Here is an 18825-nt window from a genome sequence, read left to right as displayed (position 1 = left end):
TTAACTTTTTATTCTTACAGGTTTTTTATTATATTTCTTTCTTTCTTTGAATTTAATTGTCCAAATCATATCAAAAATACTTTTTAATATACCGCTTATATTTTTATAAGTGTAAAAATGAGAATGTCCTGTTCCTTTACCAGTTTGAGCAATTCCAACTTCCATAAAACTATGACCTGATTTGAGAAGTTTTACCAAAATTTCCACTTGATAAGCAAAACTATAGGTTTTAATATCTAATTTTTTTAATAGTTCAGTTTTATGCACTACAGGGCCAGTATAATAATTTAAGTCAAGGCCCATAATAATATTCATAAAATGTACAAATGCTTTTGAAAGAATAACTCTATTAAAGTGTCTTGTTTCATAAGGGTTTGTAAAATAAGGATTAATAATTTCAGCTTTATCAACATATTTTAATATTTCTCTAATTTCATTTTCAGGAATATCATCATCTCCTGGAATTAACATAAAATATTCTTTGCTTGCAACTTCAATACCTTTAATATAATTATAACCTAGACCTTTGTTAGTAGAGTTATGAAAAACTTTTATCTTATTATTTTGTTTAGCTAGTTGATCTGCAATTTCACCAGTTTTATCTTTACTACAATCATTAAAGATTAGAAGTTCATAATCTGAAATAATCCCCTTTAAGGATTTCTCAGTAGTATTTACTGTATTAGCAAGATTTTTTTCTTCATTATAACATGGAATTAATATCGAAATACTTTTCATATTTAATGAACCTTTTGTTGCATCTTATAAACTTTTCTTTAGTTCTTCTTTGATTTATAAACTCTTTACGTCCTTTATAAACCTTTAATAGCTCAGACTGGAAAATTTTAAAAACCCTAGGATTTATCAAAGCTCATGCAAAAAGAGAGTAAACAGAAGATTTTGATACTTAAAACAGGTTATTCAGAATTTTTAGATCAAGAAACAAATACAAGAAAAGTAAGTTTAGGAGATATATTAAGAACTACAGTTCTTTTACACCCGTTTAAAGATCAAACAGTTTATTGGGTTACAGACGAAGTAGGTATACCCCTCTTAAAAGGAAATCCTTACATAACTAAAATATTGCCTTATGATTTTACAACTGTTTTACAACTAGAAGCAGAAATTTTTGATACAGTTATTAATCTAGAAAAAATTCCTGGGATATGTGCTTTAGTAGATAAAATTGATGCTTGGCAAAAGCATGGATTTAGATTTGACAAATCTACAGGAAAATCAGAAGCTTATGAACGTGCTGCAGAAGTATTAGCAGTATGCTCAGATCAAACACTTAAAAAGGAAAATTCAAAATATGCTCAAGAGTTAATGTACGAAGTTATTGGAAAAAAATGGAACAATGAAAAATATATTTTAGGTTACAATCCTAAAAGTGAAGTCATAAATGATGTAGGATTAAATATCCTTGTTGGTGAAAAATGGCCAAATAAACAATGGAACTTAAATAAGTGGAATGAATTAGAAGATATGCTTACTAAAGAGGGATATAAAGTAACAAGACAAGATAAACAAAATAAAGAAGTTTTAAACAATTTATATTCTTATATGGATTGGATAAATTCATCAAAAGCTCTCGTAAGTAATGATAGTTTGGGTCTACATTTAGCTATTGCATTAAATAAACCTGCAATAGGTTTATTCGGACCAACACCTTCAAGTGAAATTTGTTTCTATGGTAAGGGTAAAGCAATAACTGCAAGAGATTATGATTGTATCCCTTGTTTTAAGTCTAAATGCACCTATACTCCACATATTACTTCTTGCATGGATTTCATTTCCCCAGAACAAGTTTTTGAAGAGACAAAAAAATTATTAAAATGTTAATTTATATCATTTATCTCGACACTACAATAACCTAAATTTTGCTTAGAATTTGTTTTTACTTTAACATCACAAGGATGACATTGCCCATATTGGTTACACTCTCTAAATTTATATTCTACATTGAAATTTTTATCTTTTATTTTTATAAGCTCATTTTCTTTAGCATACAAATCTCTATGACATTTGTAAACACTTCCATTTGGCCCAATTATTAATTCCTTAATTCTACAAAGACAATCTTTAGAACTTTCTTGAAATGCTGAATTTTTATACTTAGAAAAGTTTCCATACTCTTCATTTTTATAAATTCCAACAAATTCTTTCAATCTAAAATCTATTCCTTCATTCTTACAAACAAATTGAGCTTCATTTATTTTGCCTAATTGTTCAGGACTAGGATATAATACAGACCATATTCCCACACTAAATCCTGCATCTTGCAATCTCTTTGCATTTTTTACAAGTTTAAATATATCCATCTGACTAGGATGATAACTTGCACGTATAGAAGCGTAAGGAGAATCTCTTTTCAGTCTGTTCGGATCAACATTTTTTATAAACTTATCAAATCTTTTTTCATCCCAATACAAATTCGTTAAAATATCTATATTTAGTTCTTTTTTTAAATTATTTATAATATAAATAAAATCTTGGTGTAATGCAGGTTCCCCGCCACTTAAAGTAATAGGGATATCTTTTTTAGGTTCCAATTTATTTAATGCTTTAACCCATTCTTCACCGGAAATCTCTTCTCTTTTTCTACTAAAATCTCCATCAAACGCATTTAAACAAAATTCACAACTTAAATTACATCTTAAAGTTAGAAATGCAGCTATATAAGTATACTCTTCAGGTATTTTTATTAAACTCTCTTTCATATTACATCTCTCTCTATTTTTAAATTATTTCTAAAACTTTCTTTTTTACTAGCTCAGGTGTTATCTCATTTAAACAATTTTCATTAGTTACACACGTAGGTGAATCACAAGGCATACAACCCTTTGGAAAAGGTTTTATTAAAGTTAACCTATCATATGGATATTCTTTATTTTCTATTGGCCCTGAAAGAGTAATTACTTTTTTCCTCAATGCAGATGCTAAATGCAATCCCAAAGTTTCACAGCTTATGATTAATTTACACGAATTTAACCAATTTATATATTCATCAAAATTATTTAAACCTTGCTGCCATGAAACAGTAAACTCTTTTTCAAGTATTTTTGCAAGATTTTCCCAGTTTTCCATTGACCACTGCTTAGACGTCCATTCTTTCTGAACACCATAATTTAATCCTATGTCAAACTTTTCTTCAGCTTTTAATTTAGGCAGAGGATAGTCTTGTTTTTCCCACTTAAATCCCATCCCCTCTACTAATGTTTCTTGTAAAGATTTTTTAGTGGTCATTGAAACATAAGGTGTTCTAGAATTGATTATTGCATTTTCAGGTTTTAAATCCATCCCATCCCAAATATAACCTTTCCAAACACCTTTTATTTTTTCAAATAAACTTTGATTACAAACATAGTTATCAATATTATAAATTTTATTAAAATTAAAATCCTTTTTTATATTAGATAATTCATCTAAACTAGTAATTATCCTTTTTTCATCAATAAAATATTTTAATAATTGTTTAGAATCTTTATTAGTAAACCAAATAAATTCATCACCAATACAGTTAGTTAATACAGTACTTATTATTAAATCACCATAATTAGATTTTAGACTTCCATTTACTAATTTAGAATATGAACTTTTAATTATTAAATTTTCAGTCATTTTTTCCCTCAAAATAGTTTTTACCATCTATCCTTCTTAAAGTGTATAGCGAAGAACTTTCTTTATTCAAAGATCTCCAATTATCATAGGGTGCACTAATTAACTTACCTGTAATACCTTTAGATTCTTCAGAGGCTAAGAATACAGCTAAATCTGCGACTACTTGAGGAGAATTGCCATTACCTTGTTGAATCTCTTTTGCTTTTTTTAATTCATTTGAACCCGCTAAATTTCCTGCTTTTATAATTTCATCAACCATATTAGTATTTATGGCACCAGGTGCAATAACATTAATATCAATATTATATCTTCTTACTTCCTCAGCTAAAGTTTCACTAAATCTAATAATTGCTGTTTTCATGGCACCATATATAGAAAAATTAGGTCGAGGGTATAAAGAACCTCCACCAGAAAAATTAATTATTTTACCATTTTTGCTTTCAGTTAAATAAGGTAAAGCATATTTACAAAATAAAATTGTACCTGTAAAATTAGTTTGAATCCCATTTAGAATATCTTCAGTTTTTAAATCCTTAAATTCTCCAATAGGAAGTTGAGTTGCAGCAGCATTAACTAAAATATCAATTCCAGTATTTCTTTCAGAAACATATTCGATTACCTCTTTAATTTCTTTTTCTTTAGTAATATCCAAGGGAACACAATCAAGACGACCTGATTTGTAATGCTCTTTTAAATCTCTTAAAATTTTTTTTACTTTTTCTTCAGACCTATAAGTAATAATTACCTGGGCACCTTCTTCTAAAAAACTTTTAGCAATCTCGCTACCAATTCCACCACTTCCACCAGTTATAATTGCAACCTTATTTTCTAATTTCATTCCAATCTATTCTCCAAATCTTCATCAAACGGGCATTCCAAACTTTCTTTGCCCATAGCTAAATATCTGCATCCATCACACTCTAAGCAAAAATTATAATTTTCTCCTTTCATAAATTTGTTAATCATATGGGGATCAGCAATTAAACCTCTACCTATCGCAACTAAGTCGCAATCTTCATTTTGTAAGTGTTTTTCAGCTTGATTCAAATCCAAAATCTTTCCAACACTTATTACAGGCTTATTTATCATTTTTTTAATATCCTTAGAATATTCAAAGAATTTTCCTTCTTTTAATGCTAGATGTTTTATCTTGCTTGTTTCATAAATACCTGCAGTTACACTAAAATACTCAACACCTACTTTTTCTAATATAGGTAAAATTTCTTTATTTACTTTTTTATTTATACCATCAGGAATATAATCCTCTCCAGAAATTCTAACACCTATTAGAATATTGGAATTCTTTTTAATTTCAGAAATAATTTCAGTTATTAGTCTCATTCTATTTTCTAAATTTCCACCATAATTATCATTTCGTTTATTAGTGTGTTCAGAAAGAAATTCGTGTAAAAGATAACCATGTGCCAGATGTAATTCTACTGCCTGAAATCCTGCTTTATCAGCAAGCAATGCTGAATCAACAAAATGGTTAAGTATTTCTTTTATTTCTTCAACTGTTAATTCTCTTGAAGCATATCCTGTTCCAGTCATAGTTTTGTCCATTTTAGATGGTGATTTAGGTTCATAACCTGTAAATATAGGATTAGCTTGACCTCCAGCGTGTAATAATTGGATTGAAGCAAGACATTTATTTTGTTTTATCACATTAGATATTTTTTTTAACCCGTCTAAATGAGTTTGATTATATAATCCCAAGGTTCGTTTGGATCCTTTTCCATCAGGAGAAACCGTAGTACCTTCAACAACAATCATACCACAGCCACCTTCTGCTAAATTTTTGTAACAAGAATATACTCTATTTGTGATATTTCCATTTAAATCCCCCCAACTTCTTCCTATAGGAGGATAGACTATTTTATTCTTCAATTCATACTTCCCTAATTTAGTTGGTTGATTCCAAAGTTCATTTCCCATTAATTTTTCCACCGGTTGTATTTTCTTGAGTATAAACTAAAGACATCCAAGTTTTCAAATATAATTTACTTGTTGAAAGATTTTTATCCTCGCAGTCAGAAATAAACTTCTTTATATTATCATCTGTTCTTTTCATAAATGCAGGAAATTTATTTGTTATATCTTGAGTAATTAAGTCTAATTTCCTTTCTTGCATTCCAGCTCTAGCTAAATCAATAGAATTCATAAAAAATGAACTATAAGTTTCTTGAACTTCATTTAAGATTTTATCTAAACTCGCTTTAAAATCATAGAATGCTTTTTCATTTTGTTTAAGATGTTTATTCATCTTATTTTTAAATCTGCTTACTATATTCATAGAGTCATAAATTAAATTATGTGTTTTTATGGTTTCTGGACAGATTATTTTGAGATTATTAATTGCTTTTGCAACATCTTCAACTCTTGAATCTTCAAATTTATATTTTATTAATGGGGCTAATTCAGCAGTTTCAACAACCAAGTCTTTAGATTTAAGAAATTCATGATATTTTGTCCCGGGAAAAACAAGAATATTATTTGCTAAATTTAAATAATCCCATCCATAACCTATTTTTTTTAAGAAATCTAATTTCTTAGGAAGGTCATCTAATTCCAAAATGGGTGTAAACATAATATATCCCGGGATAACAAAGAATTTATCCTCTTTTCTCAGTCTTTGCATACTATTTACACTTTCTTCTATAGTTGCTATTTTTTTATAAGATTTTAATTCTTTTTCTAAACAAGATTCCGGTCCAAGCCCAATAATATCAACACCTGATTCTTTTAAATTATCTAAATATAAATCATCCAACTTTTTAACAGTTTCAGCTCTTAAATGCACTTTAAATGAAGCCTGAATATTTCTTTCTTTTATTTCATCAAAAAATTGACTCATTCTTCTAATTCCTGCACTTCCAGAACCTTCAAATGAACTATCTATAACATTAAAAAATACAACACCATAGTTTTGATACAATAATTCAATTTCATCAACAAATTTATCTATATCTCTCATCAACAAAGGAATCTTTCTACCTCCCGGTGTAATATTTGCACTAGATTCAGTACAATAATAACATCCAGATACACAACCTCTACTTGACTGGATTCTTGGAGAGCTTAAATTAATTCCCTCAGAAGAAATAGTTGTTTCAAGAAAGTCTCTTGATTGAAAAGGTAAATATTTAAAATCAACAGGTTTAATTGAATTTTTTGAAATCTGAATTTTTCCTTCTTTTCTATACAAGCAAGATGCAAGATTTTCAAAATTATCTTTTTTATTATTTAATTTATCACACAAATCAATAAATGATTTTTCAGCTTCACCAACTAAAACATAGTCTATTGAAGAATGCTTCTCCATCATTTTAATTCCAAATTCTTTTGCAGTTGGATTGCATAAAAGCATTTCATGTTGATGTTGATCTGAATTAAAAAAACAGATTTTTGAATTAGGATTATCTTTTTTTATTTTATCTGACATTTCAGTCATTTTAGACAAAGAAGCAACCATCGGATAAAAGGCTATTAAGTCATATCCTTTGAATTTTTCAGAAGTATATTCATTAATATCTTGAATAGAAATTTCTGCTTCGCCTTTATTCATTCTAACTAATGAAGCCATATTTCCTAGGGGATTAGGATAATAGTCTTTGGAAAAATCGCCCTTCTTAGTAGGAAATAAGAATAAACATTTAAAATCATCCAAACCTTTATCCAACTTATAAGGGTTTCCAGGAAGATTTACAAAATCCTTCCAAAATATATTATTTTGGTTATAATCTTTTAGATTTTTCATTTTAAACAAAATTAATATGCATTGGCTTTTTTTCAGGATTTATAGGATTTAATCTAGTTTTTTCTTTTTTCAAACCCCATAAATATTCATTTAATTTATGTTGTAGACATAAATGTCCACAATCGCTTCTTGCATCAAAATTTTCAGAACCTATATACTTCATAACTTCCCAATATTTATCACTATTCCAAATTTCTTTAAATGATTTTTCAGCAATATTTCCAATATGAAATTTTTTATATTTTTCATTAAAAAGCATCCCACATGGTGCAACTAAACCTGAGCCTGAAATCTGAACCATAAATGGAGGGCCATAACATTGGATATACTCTCTTTTACCTTGACTCAATATTTTGGACCACTTTGCTTTAACTAAATAATCTTTTGTAGAATAAGTTTCAGCTTCTTTTAATAAATCCACTAGATTATCATATTTTGAATAGTCTACACCCAAACTATTATCTTCATCATCGCTACAATGTTTTATTACCAAATAGTCTACATTAAGATCTCTACCCAATTTGGTTAAAGGAATTATCTGGTCTTTAAAAGAAGGCATTAAAACCATTTGAAGTCCAATAGTTACTTCCAAATCATTAGCTTTTTTAATTTTCACGCTCTCTTTAATTATTTCTTTAATTCTCTCAAAATCTTTTTCTTTACAACCCATAATCTCAGCATATCTTTTTGATTCTCCTGCAGAAATATTAAATCTTAAGTAAGTTAATGCAGAAAGCATTTCTTTAAGTTTATCTTCTTTTAGCAATACACCATTAGTTCCAACAGCGATATCTATATTCCTGCTTTTAATATCTTGAATAAAATTATAAAAATGAGGGGAACAAGTACTCTCACCATCACTTATAAGACTTATGCCTCTAACACCTAGCTCTTCTACATCTCCAGCAAATCTTGAAAGAACTTTATTGTTTAGTACATAGCCTTGATTGTCTTGCAATTGGCCATAACAATAAACACATTTATAATTACATCCTTGTGTTAAAGCCATATCTATAGTAATTGGAGCGATTCTTTTCCCATCCAACCATTCTTTAACTCTATCTTGATGATACATTAATTTATGCCCATCTAATACAATTTCATTTTTATCCTCTTTATTTTCAGATGTCATTTTAATAAATCCTATTTTTATAAATCCAAGTCATATAAATTTTTTCTTTCTATAAACATTGTTGGTTGATCGGTCTTCAATACTTTAGCATACTCTTCTATGATTTGTTTACTATTTTTTAATTCAATGACTGGAAATGAAATTACGCTCTTTAACATCTCTGTAAAATCTTGAGTGTGTTGTAATCCTGGATCAATAGGTTTATTTGAACCAACAACAGCTCTTATTATAACAGGGGTTTGATATTGGCCATGAGATAATTTTTCAATTTTATCAATATGATTTATTATGCTATCCAATGCAACTAAAACAAAATCATGTCTTTCAAAAAATACAATGGGCCTATAACCTTGTAAAGACATACCCATTGCCATGCTAGTCATCAAATTTTCAGCAAGTGGAGTTTCTAAACATCTTGATTGAGGTATACCTGCCAAAGTTCCATAAGCTCTAGAACCATAATTTATATTATAGCCTACAAACATCACTCTATCATCTTTAATTAATTCTTCCATTGATTGTTTAATTGCATCCTTATATTTCATTTTAAAAACTAACTCCTGGTTTTTCTTTAGACCCCATATCAATATATTTATTAAAATTAACCCATTTATTTGTTCCAACATGAGGATAAGTAGGTACATAAGAATATTTAATTACACAACTTGGCCAGTTCATCTCAGATTTACCATATCTTAATAATTTAGGGGTTTCAACAGATCTATCATTGTCTTCTATGACAAATGTGCAAGGTAAATTATGTCCATCTACATATCTTACAGCTTCATAAAAATGTCCTTCATCTTCAGCCCCATCACCAATAAAGCACCAAACTCTGGTTTCAAGATTCTTTTGTTTTATTGCCCAAGCAACACCAGCAGCAATAGCAGGTATACCTGCAACAATTGCAGAGGTTAAAAAATTTATTTCTTTATCAAAAACATGCATACTATCTCCTTTTATTATCATTTCTTTTAATTTTTCAGGAGATCCACCAGACAATAAATAATGATAATGACTTCGATGAGTTGAAAATTTATAATCTTCTCTCTTGATATTTTTAAAAATTTCAATTAATTGATCTTCATTTCCCCCTGAAAAATGTACTGGATAAGCTATTTTTGCATCTTCCCATAATCCAACGATTTCATTTTCGAATTTTATTAAATCTTCTTTATTCATTTTTCACCCTATATAAAATTAATATGTTCTACTTTTTTATTTTTTAAATTGTCAAGATATTGATTAATATAATTTAGTCTACATCCCTTTCTACAATTTGTAGTACCTTCTTTGTATAACCTTTCTAGAACTTTTTTTCTTTGCTCACTTTTCCAAATATCACTAAACTTATTTTTATTAATATTTCCGTAATAATACTCTTCTTTTCCATAAAATATATTGCAAGGTATAACATTACCTAACGCATCAATTAGCGCAAAAAAGTTAAGCCCATAACATTCATTATACTCTATTTTATCTACATTAACTTCTTTAGCAGAAATTGATCTATATACTATTGGAAATTTACCTTTAGAGTATTTAGCTGAGATTGCTTTAAGTCTTAAATTATATTGGGTTATATCAAATTTCTTCTGATTAAGACTATTTGGATGTTGAGAATATGGTTTTAAAATTAAATAATTAATATCAAAATCTTTTATTTTCAAAATTAAATCTTCAACTTCATGAATATTTTCAGGAAGCAAGAGCATTTGTGCCCCCACTACAACTTCAAGATTATTATCTTTTTTATATTGACTGGCAAACTTCAGATTTTCAAGAGTTTTATCAAAGTCCTGCTCTTTACATCCATGAACTTTGGAATATGTTTCTTTACTTCCGGCGTCAATACTAAACTTTATCCAGGACAAATATTTTAAAGTCTCTTCAGTTTTTGTCCTATCAAATAAAACACCATTTGTAGTTATTGAGATATCTATTGCAGAATTTTTTGCCTGTTTAATTGCTTCAGGCAATTGTTTATGCATCAAAGGTTCCCCTTCACCAGCAAACATAATTGCTTTAACTCCAAAATTACCCATATCCTCTAAATTTGTTAAAAATACTTTTTTATCTAAAAACTTTGGTTTAACTTCTAAATAATCTAATGCGCAGAAATTACATTTATGATTACAGATATTTGTAGGTCCTATTTCTAGATAAATTGGTGCAAAAATCTGACCATTTATCCACCTAGAGACCTCGTTAGGATGATACATTAATTTGTGGCTTTCTATCTGAATATCTTTTTTAGCTATCATTACCCCTCCATAATGCTTCTTACTTTAATTTCTATTAACTTTAAATACCTTATGAATAATTAAAAGGTATTTTTATTAACTTAAAACGCTTAAGAAACCGATTAACCAAAGCTTTAAAAATCTAATATCTCTCCTTAAATAAATGAACTTTGACTTATTTAAAAGAACAGAATTCAAATTATTTTTAACTATTTGGCTAATTTATATTTTCTTTATAAACAGTTATGGTGGAGATTACATGACTGATTCTACTCTATCCTCAACACTATCTTTAGTAGATAAAGGGACTTTCATAGTTGATGATTATGTTAAAGAAGGATGCAAACAAACTACAGGCTGCGATTATTCTTATTATAATAGCCACTTTTATTCAGGTTATGCACCTGGAATGACTTTATTAGCTGTCCCACTTTACATAATTTCTAAACCTTTATTTTATCTAATCCCTCACAATTTTTTAGGTTATCCTGACAATCAAATGAAATTGATTTTTTTAAATTTTTTAGCCACAATTTTCATTTCTAGTTTACTTTCGGCATTAATGACTATTATGGTTTACGATATTACCCAATATTTTACAAAAAATAAATATCACAGACTAATATCTTCTTTAGTTCTTTCATTTGGAACTTTACTCTTTATATATTCTACAGAATATTATGACGGAACAGTTTCTACGTTTTTTATATTCCTTTCATTTTATTTGTTATTCAAAATAAAAAATAATCAAGAGAAAATAATTAGTTCAAAATTATTATTTTTAGCCGGACTATGTGCTGGATTTTCTGTATTTTTAAAATATCATCAAATAATCCCTGTTTTATTTTTGAGTATTTATTTGCTTACCTTTTTAAGAAATAAAAAAATTTTATATTTTTTAGCAGGTTTAATCGTTCCAGGTATATTGCTCTTAGGTTATCATCAATTAATTTATGGCAATCCATTAGATACGCCTTATAAACATAGAATGAATGATTTTGCACTCAATACAGTATCCACAGGGTTTTACCAAATTGTAGGTCCAGAATTTAAATCTATATATGGTTTAAGTTTTAGTCCAGAAAAAGGATTATTCCTTTATATGCCCATCTTATTACTTTCTTTAATTGGTTTATTTTATATGTTCAAAGAAAGAAATTATACAAAAGAAGCTATTTTAATATTAATCTTCTTTTTCGGATTATTTTTATTTAACTCCTCTTTAGTTGATGGTTCTTGGCAAGGAAATTGTAGTTTTGGACCAAGATATTTAATACCTTTTCTACCATTTCTAGCATTACCCTTAGTTTTTGCATTTAATAAAATAAAACCCTTACTTTTTATTTTTATATCTATTTTATCAATCTTTATTAATTTACTTGGTACAATGTATGGAAAGACCTTACTTTGGACAGGTGGTTGTGAAAACAAATTAGCTCTCTTCCTTTATTTAAAAATGATTCCTTCAAGAGGTTTATCTAATTACACTTTAAATTTAATCAAAGAAAAAGCTTTTGATATACCTATTTATTTAATAAATTTAATAACCTTACTTTCACTTATATTTTTGGGCCTTTTGCTATACTATATTTGGAAGAATTCAGAATTTTCAAAAAATTTAAAAACAAAGGAGCAAAAATAGAATTCGAAAATGATAACTTTCCTGATTCCCTGTTATAATGAAGAGCAAGTTATAGAAAGAACTCTAACTTCTTTATCGTCTAAAATTGCCACTTTGGGAGAATCAGAAATTTTAGTAATAGACGATTGCAGTACAGATAAAACCCAAGAAATTCTAAACTCTTTAAAAATCAAAATCAAAAATTTACGCATAGTAAGACATGAAAAAAATCAAAATCTTGGTGGAGCATTAAAAACTGGATTCAGAGAAGCCAAAGGAGAAATTATAGTTGCAATGGACGCAGATTTAACACATCCAATAGACTTAATCCCTTTAATGATAGAACCTCTTAAGAATGGCTTTGATGTTGCATTTGCATCAAGATATGCTGTGGGTGGTGGAATGAAAAATGTTCCAGCTTGGAGAGTTGCTTTAAGTTACTGTGCAAACAGATTCTTTGGAATAATATTTATAACTCGATTGGGAGACTTAACAAGCGGATTTAGAGCCTATAGAAAAGGGGTAGTTAACAAGATAAATTTACATGAAAAAGGTTTTGCTGCCCAATTAGAATTAACTGTAAAACTTATTAAATCAAAAGCAAAGATAATTGAAATTCCTTATACTTTAGTTAATAGAGAAATTGGACAATCAAAATTTAATTTATTTTCGGCAATATGGAAATATGCCTATGTAATTTTAAAATTATTTATTTATAGATGGTTTTAACTTAATAAGTAAGAATCCTGTTCCATAGCCTATTAAATGTTTTAATGGAAATAATTTATCTAAAATTATTAATTTTTTTCTTATTCCAATTTTTAACATCTCTTTTTCATCTGTTGCAAAAGGTATTATAATTTGTATACCCACCTTTTTTAAAATTTTAACATTATTTGGAAGATCTTTTTTCAAATCAAAATAACTTAAATTGTCTTCAAATCCATATTTCCACTTTTTTAATAAAGTAAAAACACTTTTATAAATTCTATACCATAAGCAAAATTTATTGGGGATAATTACTAAAACTAATCCATTTGGTTTAGTAACTCTAATCATTTCATGAATTATCTTTTTCCTATCAGAAGGATTAAAATGTTCTACTAAACCCGAACTATAGGTAAAATCAAAAATATTGTCATTAAACTCAATAGCTCTCGCATCGCAGTTTATAGTCTTTATACCTTTTTCTTTACAAACCTTTAAAGATTCATTAGAAATATCAAGACCATAACATTCAAATTTTTTAAAAACCTCTAAACCCCCACCGCTGCCACATCCAACTTCCAAAACTTTGCTATTTGAATTTAGATTATTATCTCTAATCTTTGCTAAATATTCATAAAATCTTAATTGATAATCTGTAATGTACTTTTTCTTTTTCCATACATTATCCCACAGTTCTTTATTTTTTAGTTGCATAAATTATCATATCATCAAAAAAAGTAACCTTAAAGTTCAACTTTCCTAGATGCAATATATTTGTTATACCCTTGACTAGTTTATAAATAATTCCATATCTTCTCAACCATTCAATGGAATTCCCAAAATTAATATATCTAGTATGGATTTTTATTTTCAAAATCTTAAACCCTTTCTGTTCTAATAAATATTTGATACTTTTTTTATTAAAATAGAATAAATGCATAGGAATAAAACACCACCATTTTTTACCCATTATTTTAGCAAATAAACTTCCAATATTAGGGGTGCTTATAACCAAGTTTCCATTATTATTTAATATTTCATAACAATTAGAAATAATCTCTTTGGGATTATTAACATGCTCTATAAAATCAAACATAGTTATTAAACCATAACTTTTACCTTTGTTATGCTCACAAAAGCTTATAAAATCAGTACAATAAACATTAAAACCCTTAGAATTAGCTTCACTACAATCTGCTTTAGAAAGTTCAATTCCATCAGCTTGATAACCTTTTTTCTTTGCTATATCAAGAAAATATCCTGGCCCACATCCAACATCTAAAATATTTCCCTCTATATTATCAAAATTTTTGAGTATATTATTAAAATCTTTATTAAAAGTTAATTTTCTTGCATATTCAGATTTTTTATATAATTCATCATTCTGAGATTCGTAAATTTTTTTATCAAAGTCTTTTAAAAAATTAGTAAATCGCACATAGCAACTATTACAAATATATAATTCAGAAATATTTCCAGATTTAGCATAACCTACTTCCAATCTTTCAGTATTTTCATCTTTATATTCTAATTTTATATTCTTAGAATTACAAATTGGACATTTAAGATTATCTAAACTCATTTTTCACCTAATTAGATATTATAAACACAAATGTCTTTTTCATGACTTAATTTATTAAATTCACATTTATCAATTTTTAGACACTCGTCTTTATAACCTATCAATTTAGTTGCTTTAAGTTCCTTTAGAACTTCTTTAAAATTATCGCATTCATTATTATTATAATAAATTCCGACTAATTGTAATTTATCTCTATACTCTGTTGGAACACTCTCTTCACCCCACCCATAGGGGGTGTAAAGGTTATTATGAACTGCAGAGTATGAATAATAGGCTTTGCTATAGCTGCTAAATCCAACCAACCAAATACTTTCTTTTTCATTAATTTTTTCAAAAGTGCTTATTAAATCTTTGTTTTCTTGAGTATACTTAGGAAAGAAAGATGTAAAATTTATAGAGAGTATAATACCCATAATTATCGCAATTGCGGTTATTATTTTAATTAAATTTAATAATTTTAATTTTTGTACTAACACACTCTCTTCAAGTCTAATAAATAAATTTAATAATAAAATGGCCGTTAATATCATAAAAAAATTGTTATACGTGTCTATTATAGGTCTATTTATCCAAGGCAGATAAGCTGCGATTCTGAAAACTATTAAAATACCTAAAATTAAAGAAGGTAAATAAAAATAAAACTCTTTTTTTCTTATATGTTCAATCTTATAATAAAATACAAAAATTCCAACAAATATTAAAGGTAATAAAAATGAAGTAAATATGTCAAAAAAGGTTCCTCCATATGAACTTAGCATAGTTCTTTGCAAACCATAAAATGAACTTACAAATGTTTTTTGCATCCCAAAAATAAAAGGTATCCACCAAAATGAAGTTAATACTAATGATACTAAAAACGAAATAAAGAACGAAATTCTTTCTTTTAGCCCTTTTCTACTTAACCAAAATCCTAAAACCAAGAATAAACTAGCTATAAATACCGATATATGGGCTAAAAGCAGTAATCCTTCAAGTATAGAGAATATAATATAAAATTTGGCAGTTAATTCCTTTTCTTTGTTACTTATAAACAAATTTAAGATAAACAAGAGAATTACAAAACCCATTAATTCTGCATATTTTCCAATTCTCAAAAAATATCCGATTGCAATAGGATTAGCAAATATAAATAAAAATAAAATTATTGAATAAACTTTTGCTTGTGAATCTTTAACAAAATTTTTAATTATTTTATAACAAGCAAAAAAACCTGCAATATAAAATGAAATCATCGCTAAGAATATAGCTACTTGTGGACTTCCAACAATTCTAGAGATTATACTTCCATAAACTGCAGATAAAGGATGATAATATTTTAGAACAGGAAAACCATTAAACCAATTAGGAACAATAGCACTAAAACCATATTTAACTAAAAAGTGTATTTTTGCAATGTGCGCACTATAATCGTTTGCAAAATCTAAAGGAAAAATCCACATAACTTGAGATTGGTTAATTAATCTAATTAACAAATATAAACCTAACAAAATTATACTAAAATAAAATAATTTTTCTATAATCTTTTCAGTTCTCATTTTAGTTTATACAAATCTTCCTTCGAGACTCTCAACATTTGGATCAGGTAGTTCATCCTTATAAAATATTGGATTTTCTTGTAAATCTGAAGGGTAATTTATTTTATATATCTTCATTGGACCAACTATTCTTCCAAATGGATAAAATGCTAAAGGAACACCCTGTTTATCGTTATATACCTCTTCAAAATAAGCATTCTTTTCATTTAAAAGATATAATCTTGTAAATAATCCTTCTTTTACTTTTTCAGAAACATACATTAGAGTTTTCAAATTGTCTGCAGATTTATAATCTGAATTTATTGCAGGAATAAAAACAAGACAGCCTTTTAAACCTTCTTTCTCAAATTTCATTTCTTTTTCATTGAAATAAACACATTCAACAGGAATTTCAGCTCTTTTTCCTTCTTGATTTACAATTATAGCAATAGGTTGCATAATTATCATACTTGAATTTTCATCTTTCATTAAAGGTACAGAAACTGCAGCAATTCCAGATTTTCCTCGGGGGAAATATTCTCCATTATAAATTAAATCTTCATCAAGTATTGTTCCGCCGGTATAAATATTAACAACACCTTCTTTTTTCTCAATAGTTTGTTGATCATCTCTTGCAAACATATTTATCCAAGAATATCTGTCCCAATTTTTATCTGCACCAATTGAAGAAAATGCAGGATATTTTCCTATTTCATCAGAAACCATTAATAAATAAGAAACATTATGTGCTTTTAAGAATTGTAATGCTTCAGTATCATTCACTCCAGTTAAGACATACCTTCCCATAAAATGATTTAATGAACCTCTAGCATTACCTCCATCAGTAACAGTTGCTCTTTCTCCACCACCTTGAACAAAATAACCATAATCCCACCAATGTGCAAATACAGCTTCTTTAGGGGTATTATCTCTAACCCATTCCATTCCCAATTGCCATTGTCTATTATATCCCGGACCCAAAGATTTTGCTTGAGCTAAAGTTTGTTGAGAAAATTTAATTGCAATCCCTTTATATCCAAAAACTGCAACTGGATTTAAAATTAAAATAAATATTAAAATTAAAATACTCCACTTAAGCCAAGATTCTTTTGTTTTTATAGCTAATTCAAATATATAAACTAAGATATAACTTAAAAATATTGCAAACACGGGAATAACCATTAACAATAATCTAATTGCACTTCTTGATGCAATCAATGTAACTATAGACCATATAAACAATAAAACAACTAAATTATTAATATTTAAAATAGATTCTTTATATTTTTCTCTATTTGAAAACAATCCTAATATAAATGGTAAAACTAGTAATAAACAGCCAATTAATAAAATAAACTCTGAAATCGCAGATTCCCCATTTAAGTATTTAGCACCTTCAGAATATCTACTAAACAAGATTATTAATATTCCAATTAGAATCATTCCAGAAATTAAAATTCTTTTTTCATCTTTTAGTTTATGTAAATTCTTATAAACTAAAAATGCAATTCCAAAAATAGACGCCAATAATACTATCCAACCCACATTCGAAATCCATTCAACTAAATGAGGATGATGTGCTTCAGCAACAGTAACTGCCCATCTTCCAGTTTCGATAGGGTTAATCAACATCTGAGAAACTTCGAGATATTTATTATAAATAAATTTGTACCCCCATAGAGGCAGAGTTATTAAAATAACAACTATAAATGAAATTAAAGCTGCAAGTAAAGATTCAGGAATTTTAATCAAATTTTGAATCTTTTCATTAAATTTGTTAAAATGTTTATTTTTTAAAACTAAGATATAAATTAATGAATATACTAAAGCAAAAGTATTTACTAAACTTTGAAATCCACCAATTATACCAGAAATATCTTGCCTTCCAGTAACAAGCATTAAAATCATGAAACTAATATACCACACACAATATCAATACTTAAAAGTAAAAAACTAACTCCGCCCCAAATCAAACCCATAATTGCAGTTGCAATTCCTGCGCCTAAAGCAAATCCTAAGGATTTTAAGAATTTCTTTTCTTGGATACTATAAGCATACAAACACAAAGCTAAAAACAAAAACACTAAAGCCATAGCTTCTTTATCAGAAACACCAGTCATTGTTCTAAATAAATATCCGGGCATTACTGTAACAAAGAATGTTGAAATCATAGCAACTTTCCAACCTAAAATTTTTCTTACAAACAAAAAGAAAAATATCATACTTAAAACAAATGCAAACGCAGGATAAGTAACATCAACTAATTCAACAGTTATACTTGGAATAAACACATGTAAAAATTTATATGAATATGCAATCATATAGCTCAATAATGAGAACTCAATCATATTATTATATCCCCAAGGATAATACCTCATATTATCAATATCCATTAAAGAACCATGATCTGCAATATACTTAGTATATCTCATAAATGCAAAAGCATCAGGATCAGCAGGAATATACTTTCCAGTTGTACTATCAACTAACAAATCTAAATTTCTCGTTCTGATATATAATCCAAAAATTAAAATCAAACCTAAAATAAAAATAATTAATAACTTCTTATTATCCTTAAAAAAATAGCCAATATTATTTAATCTCTCCTTTACAATAGCCTCTTCTTTTGAGCTTTCTTCCATCTTCA

18 protein-coding genes are annotated in these 18825 nt (G+C 27.6%); 3 read left to right on the top strand and 15 right to left on the bottom strand.

What is annotated here, in order from left to right:
- A complete protein-coding gene (locus J4403_01770) occupies positions 1-738 on the bottom strand; it encodes a glycosyltransferase family 2 protein (GenBank protein ID MBS3166916.1) in 738 nt (245 codons plus the stop codon).
- 135 nt (positions 739-873) lie between these two features.
- Here J4403_01770 and J4403_01765 point away from each other — a divergent pair, with 135 nt between their 5' ends.
- Positions 874-1842: a glycosyltransferase family 9 protein gene (locus J4403_01765; protein MBS3166915.1), complete on the top strand. Its 969-nt coding sequence runs from the start codon at positions 874-876 to the stop codon at positions 1840-1842.
- On the opposite strand, the gene J4403_01760 is transcribed toward J4403_01765, so the two are convergent.
- Genes J4403_01760 through J4403_01720 form a run of 9 tightly spaced genes read right to left on the bottom strand, consistent with a single transcriptional unit; the run spans position 1839 to position 10774 of the window.
- On the bottom strand, positions 1839-2720 hold the full coding sequence (locus tag J4403_01760) for a radical SAM/SPASM domain-containing protein (protein ID MBS3166914.1): 882 nt from the start codon (positions 2718-2720) through the stop codon (positions 1839-1841). The genes J4403_01765 and J4403_01760 overlap by 4 nt on opposite strands.
- A gap of 19 nt (positions 2721-2739) precedes the next feature.
- Positions 2740-3621: a glycosyltransferase family 9 protein gene (locus J4403_01755; protein MBS3166913.1), complete on the bottom strand. Its 882-nt coding sequence runs from the start codon at positions 3619-3621 to the stop codon at positions 2740-2742.
- On the bottom strand, positions 3614-4459 hold the full coding sequence (locus J4403_01750; GenBank protein MBS3166912.1) for an SDR family oxidoreductase: 846 nt from the start codon (positions 4457-4459) through the stop codon (positions 3614-3616). Before J4403_01750 ends, J4403_01755 begins: the two co-directional genes overlap by 8 nt.
- A complete protein-coding gene (locus tag J4403_01745; protein ID MBS3166911.1) occupies positions 4456-5556 on the bottom strand; it encodes an NADH:flavin oxidoreductase in 1101 nt (366 codons plus the stop codon). The genes J4403_01750 and J4403_01745 overlap by 4 nt, the downstream gene beginning before the upstream one ends.
- Positions 5546-7378, bottom strand: a complete 1833-nt coding sequence (locus J4403_01740) for a radical SAM protein (GenBank protein MBS3166910.1) — start codon at positions 7376-7378, stop codon at positions 5546-5548. Before J4403_01740 ends, J4403_01745 begins: the two co-directional genes overlap by 11 nt.
- A 1-nt stretch (position 7379) precedes the next feature.
- Positions 7380-8510, bottom strand: coding sequence for a radical SAM protein (locus tag J4403_01735; protein ID MBS3166909.1), 1131 nt, complete (start codon positions 8508-8510; stop codon positions 7380-7382).
- 17 nt (positions 8511-8527) lie between these two features.
- Entirely contained in the window at positions 8528-9055 is a 528-nt protein-coding gene (locus tag J4403_01730; protein ID MBS3166908.1) for a hypothetical protein, read from the bottom strand.
- Position 9056: 1 nt separating this feature from the next.
- A complete protein-coding gene (locus tag J4403_01725; GenBank protein ID MBS3166907.1) occupies positions 9057-9692 on the bottom strand; it encodes a hypothetical protein in 636 nt (211 codons plus the stop codon).
- Between the two features lie 8 nt (positions 9693-9700).
- A complete protein-coding gene (locus J4403_01720) occupies positions 9701-10774 on the bottom strand; it encodes a radical SAM protein (GenBank protein MBS3166906.1) in 1074 nt (357 codons plus the stop codon).
- 142 nt (positions 10775-10916) lie between these two features.
- On the opposite strand from J4403_01720, the gene J4403_01715 reads away from it, so the two are divergent.
- A complete protein-coding gene (locus tag J4403_01715; GenBank protein MBS3166905.1) occupies positions 10917-12395 on the top strand; it encodes a hypothetical protein in 1479 nt (492 codons plus the stop codon).
- 9 nt (positions 12396-12404) lie between these two features.
- Positions 12405-13103 (top strand): glycosyltransferase family 2 protein, encoded by a 699-nt coding sequence (locus tag J4403_01710; protein ID MBS3166904.1) that lies wholly within the window; start codon positions 12405-12407, stop codon positions 13101-13103.
- Here the strand turns inward: J4403_01710 and J4403_01705 are convergent.
- The 5 genes from J4403_01705 to J4403_01685 are packed head-to-tail and all read right to left on the bottom strand — an operon-like array spanning position 13080 to position 18820.
- Positions 13080-13796, bottom strand: a complete 717-nt coding sequence (locus J4403_01705) for a class I SAM-dependent methyltransferase (protein MBS3166903.1) — start codon at positions 13794-13796, stop codon at positions 13080-13082. The genes J4403_01710 and J4403_01705 overlap by 24 nt on opposite strands.
- Positions 13780-14664: a class I SAM-dependent methyltransferase gene (locus J4403_01700; GenBank protein ID MBS3166902.1), complete on the bottom strand. Its 885-nt coding sequence runs from the start codon at positions 14662-14664 to the stop codon at positions 13780-13782. The genes J4403_01705 and J4403_01700 overlap by 17 nt, the downstream gene beginning before the upstream one ends.
- Positions 14665-14675: 11 nt before the next feature.
- Positions 14676-16199: a hypothetical protein gene (locus J4403_01695; GenBank protein ID MBS3166901.1), complete on the bottom strand. Its 1524-nt coding sequence runs from the start codon at positions 16197-16199 to the stop codon at positions 14676-14678.
- 6 nt (positions 16200-16205) lie between these two features.
- Positions 16206-18086: a hypothetical protein gene (locus J4403_01690; GenBank protein ID MBS3166900.1), complete on the bottom strand. Its 1881-nt coding sequence runs from the start codon at positions 18084-18086 to the stop codon at positions 16206-16208.
- Positions 18083-18820: a hypothetical protein gene (locus J4403_01685; protein ID MBS3166899.1), complete on the bottom strand. Its 738-nt coding sequence runs from the start codon at positions 18818-18820 to the stop codon at positions 18083-18085. The genes J4403_01690 and J4403_01685 overlap by 4 nt, the downstream gene beginning before the upstream one ends.
- Positions 18821-18825: the final 5 nt, after the last annotated feature.

This window comes from Candidatus Woesearchaeota archaeon (assembly GCA_018302225.1).
GTDB lineage: Archaea > Nanobdellota > Nanobdellia > SCGC-AAA011-G17 > JAGVZY01 > JAGVZY01.
Note: the sequence above shows the minus strand (reverse complement) of the source record. Positions and strands in the feature narration are given on the sequence as shown.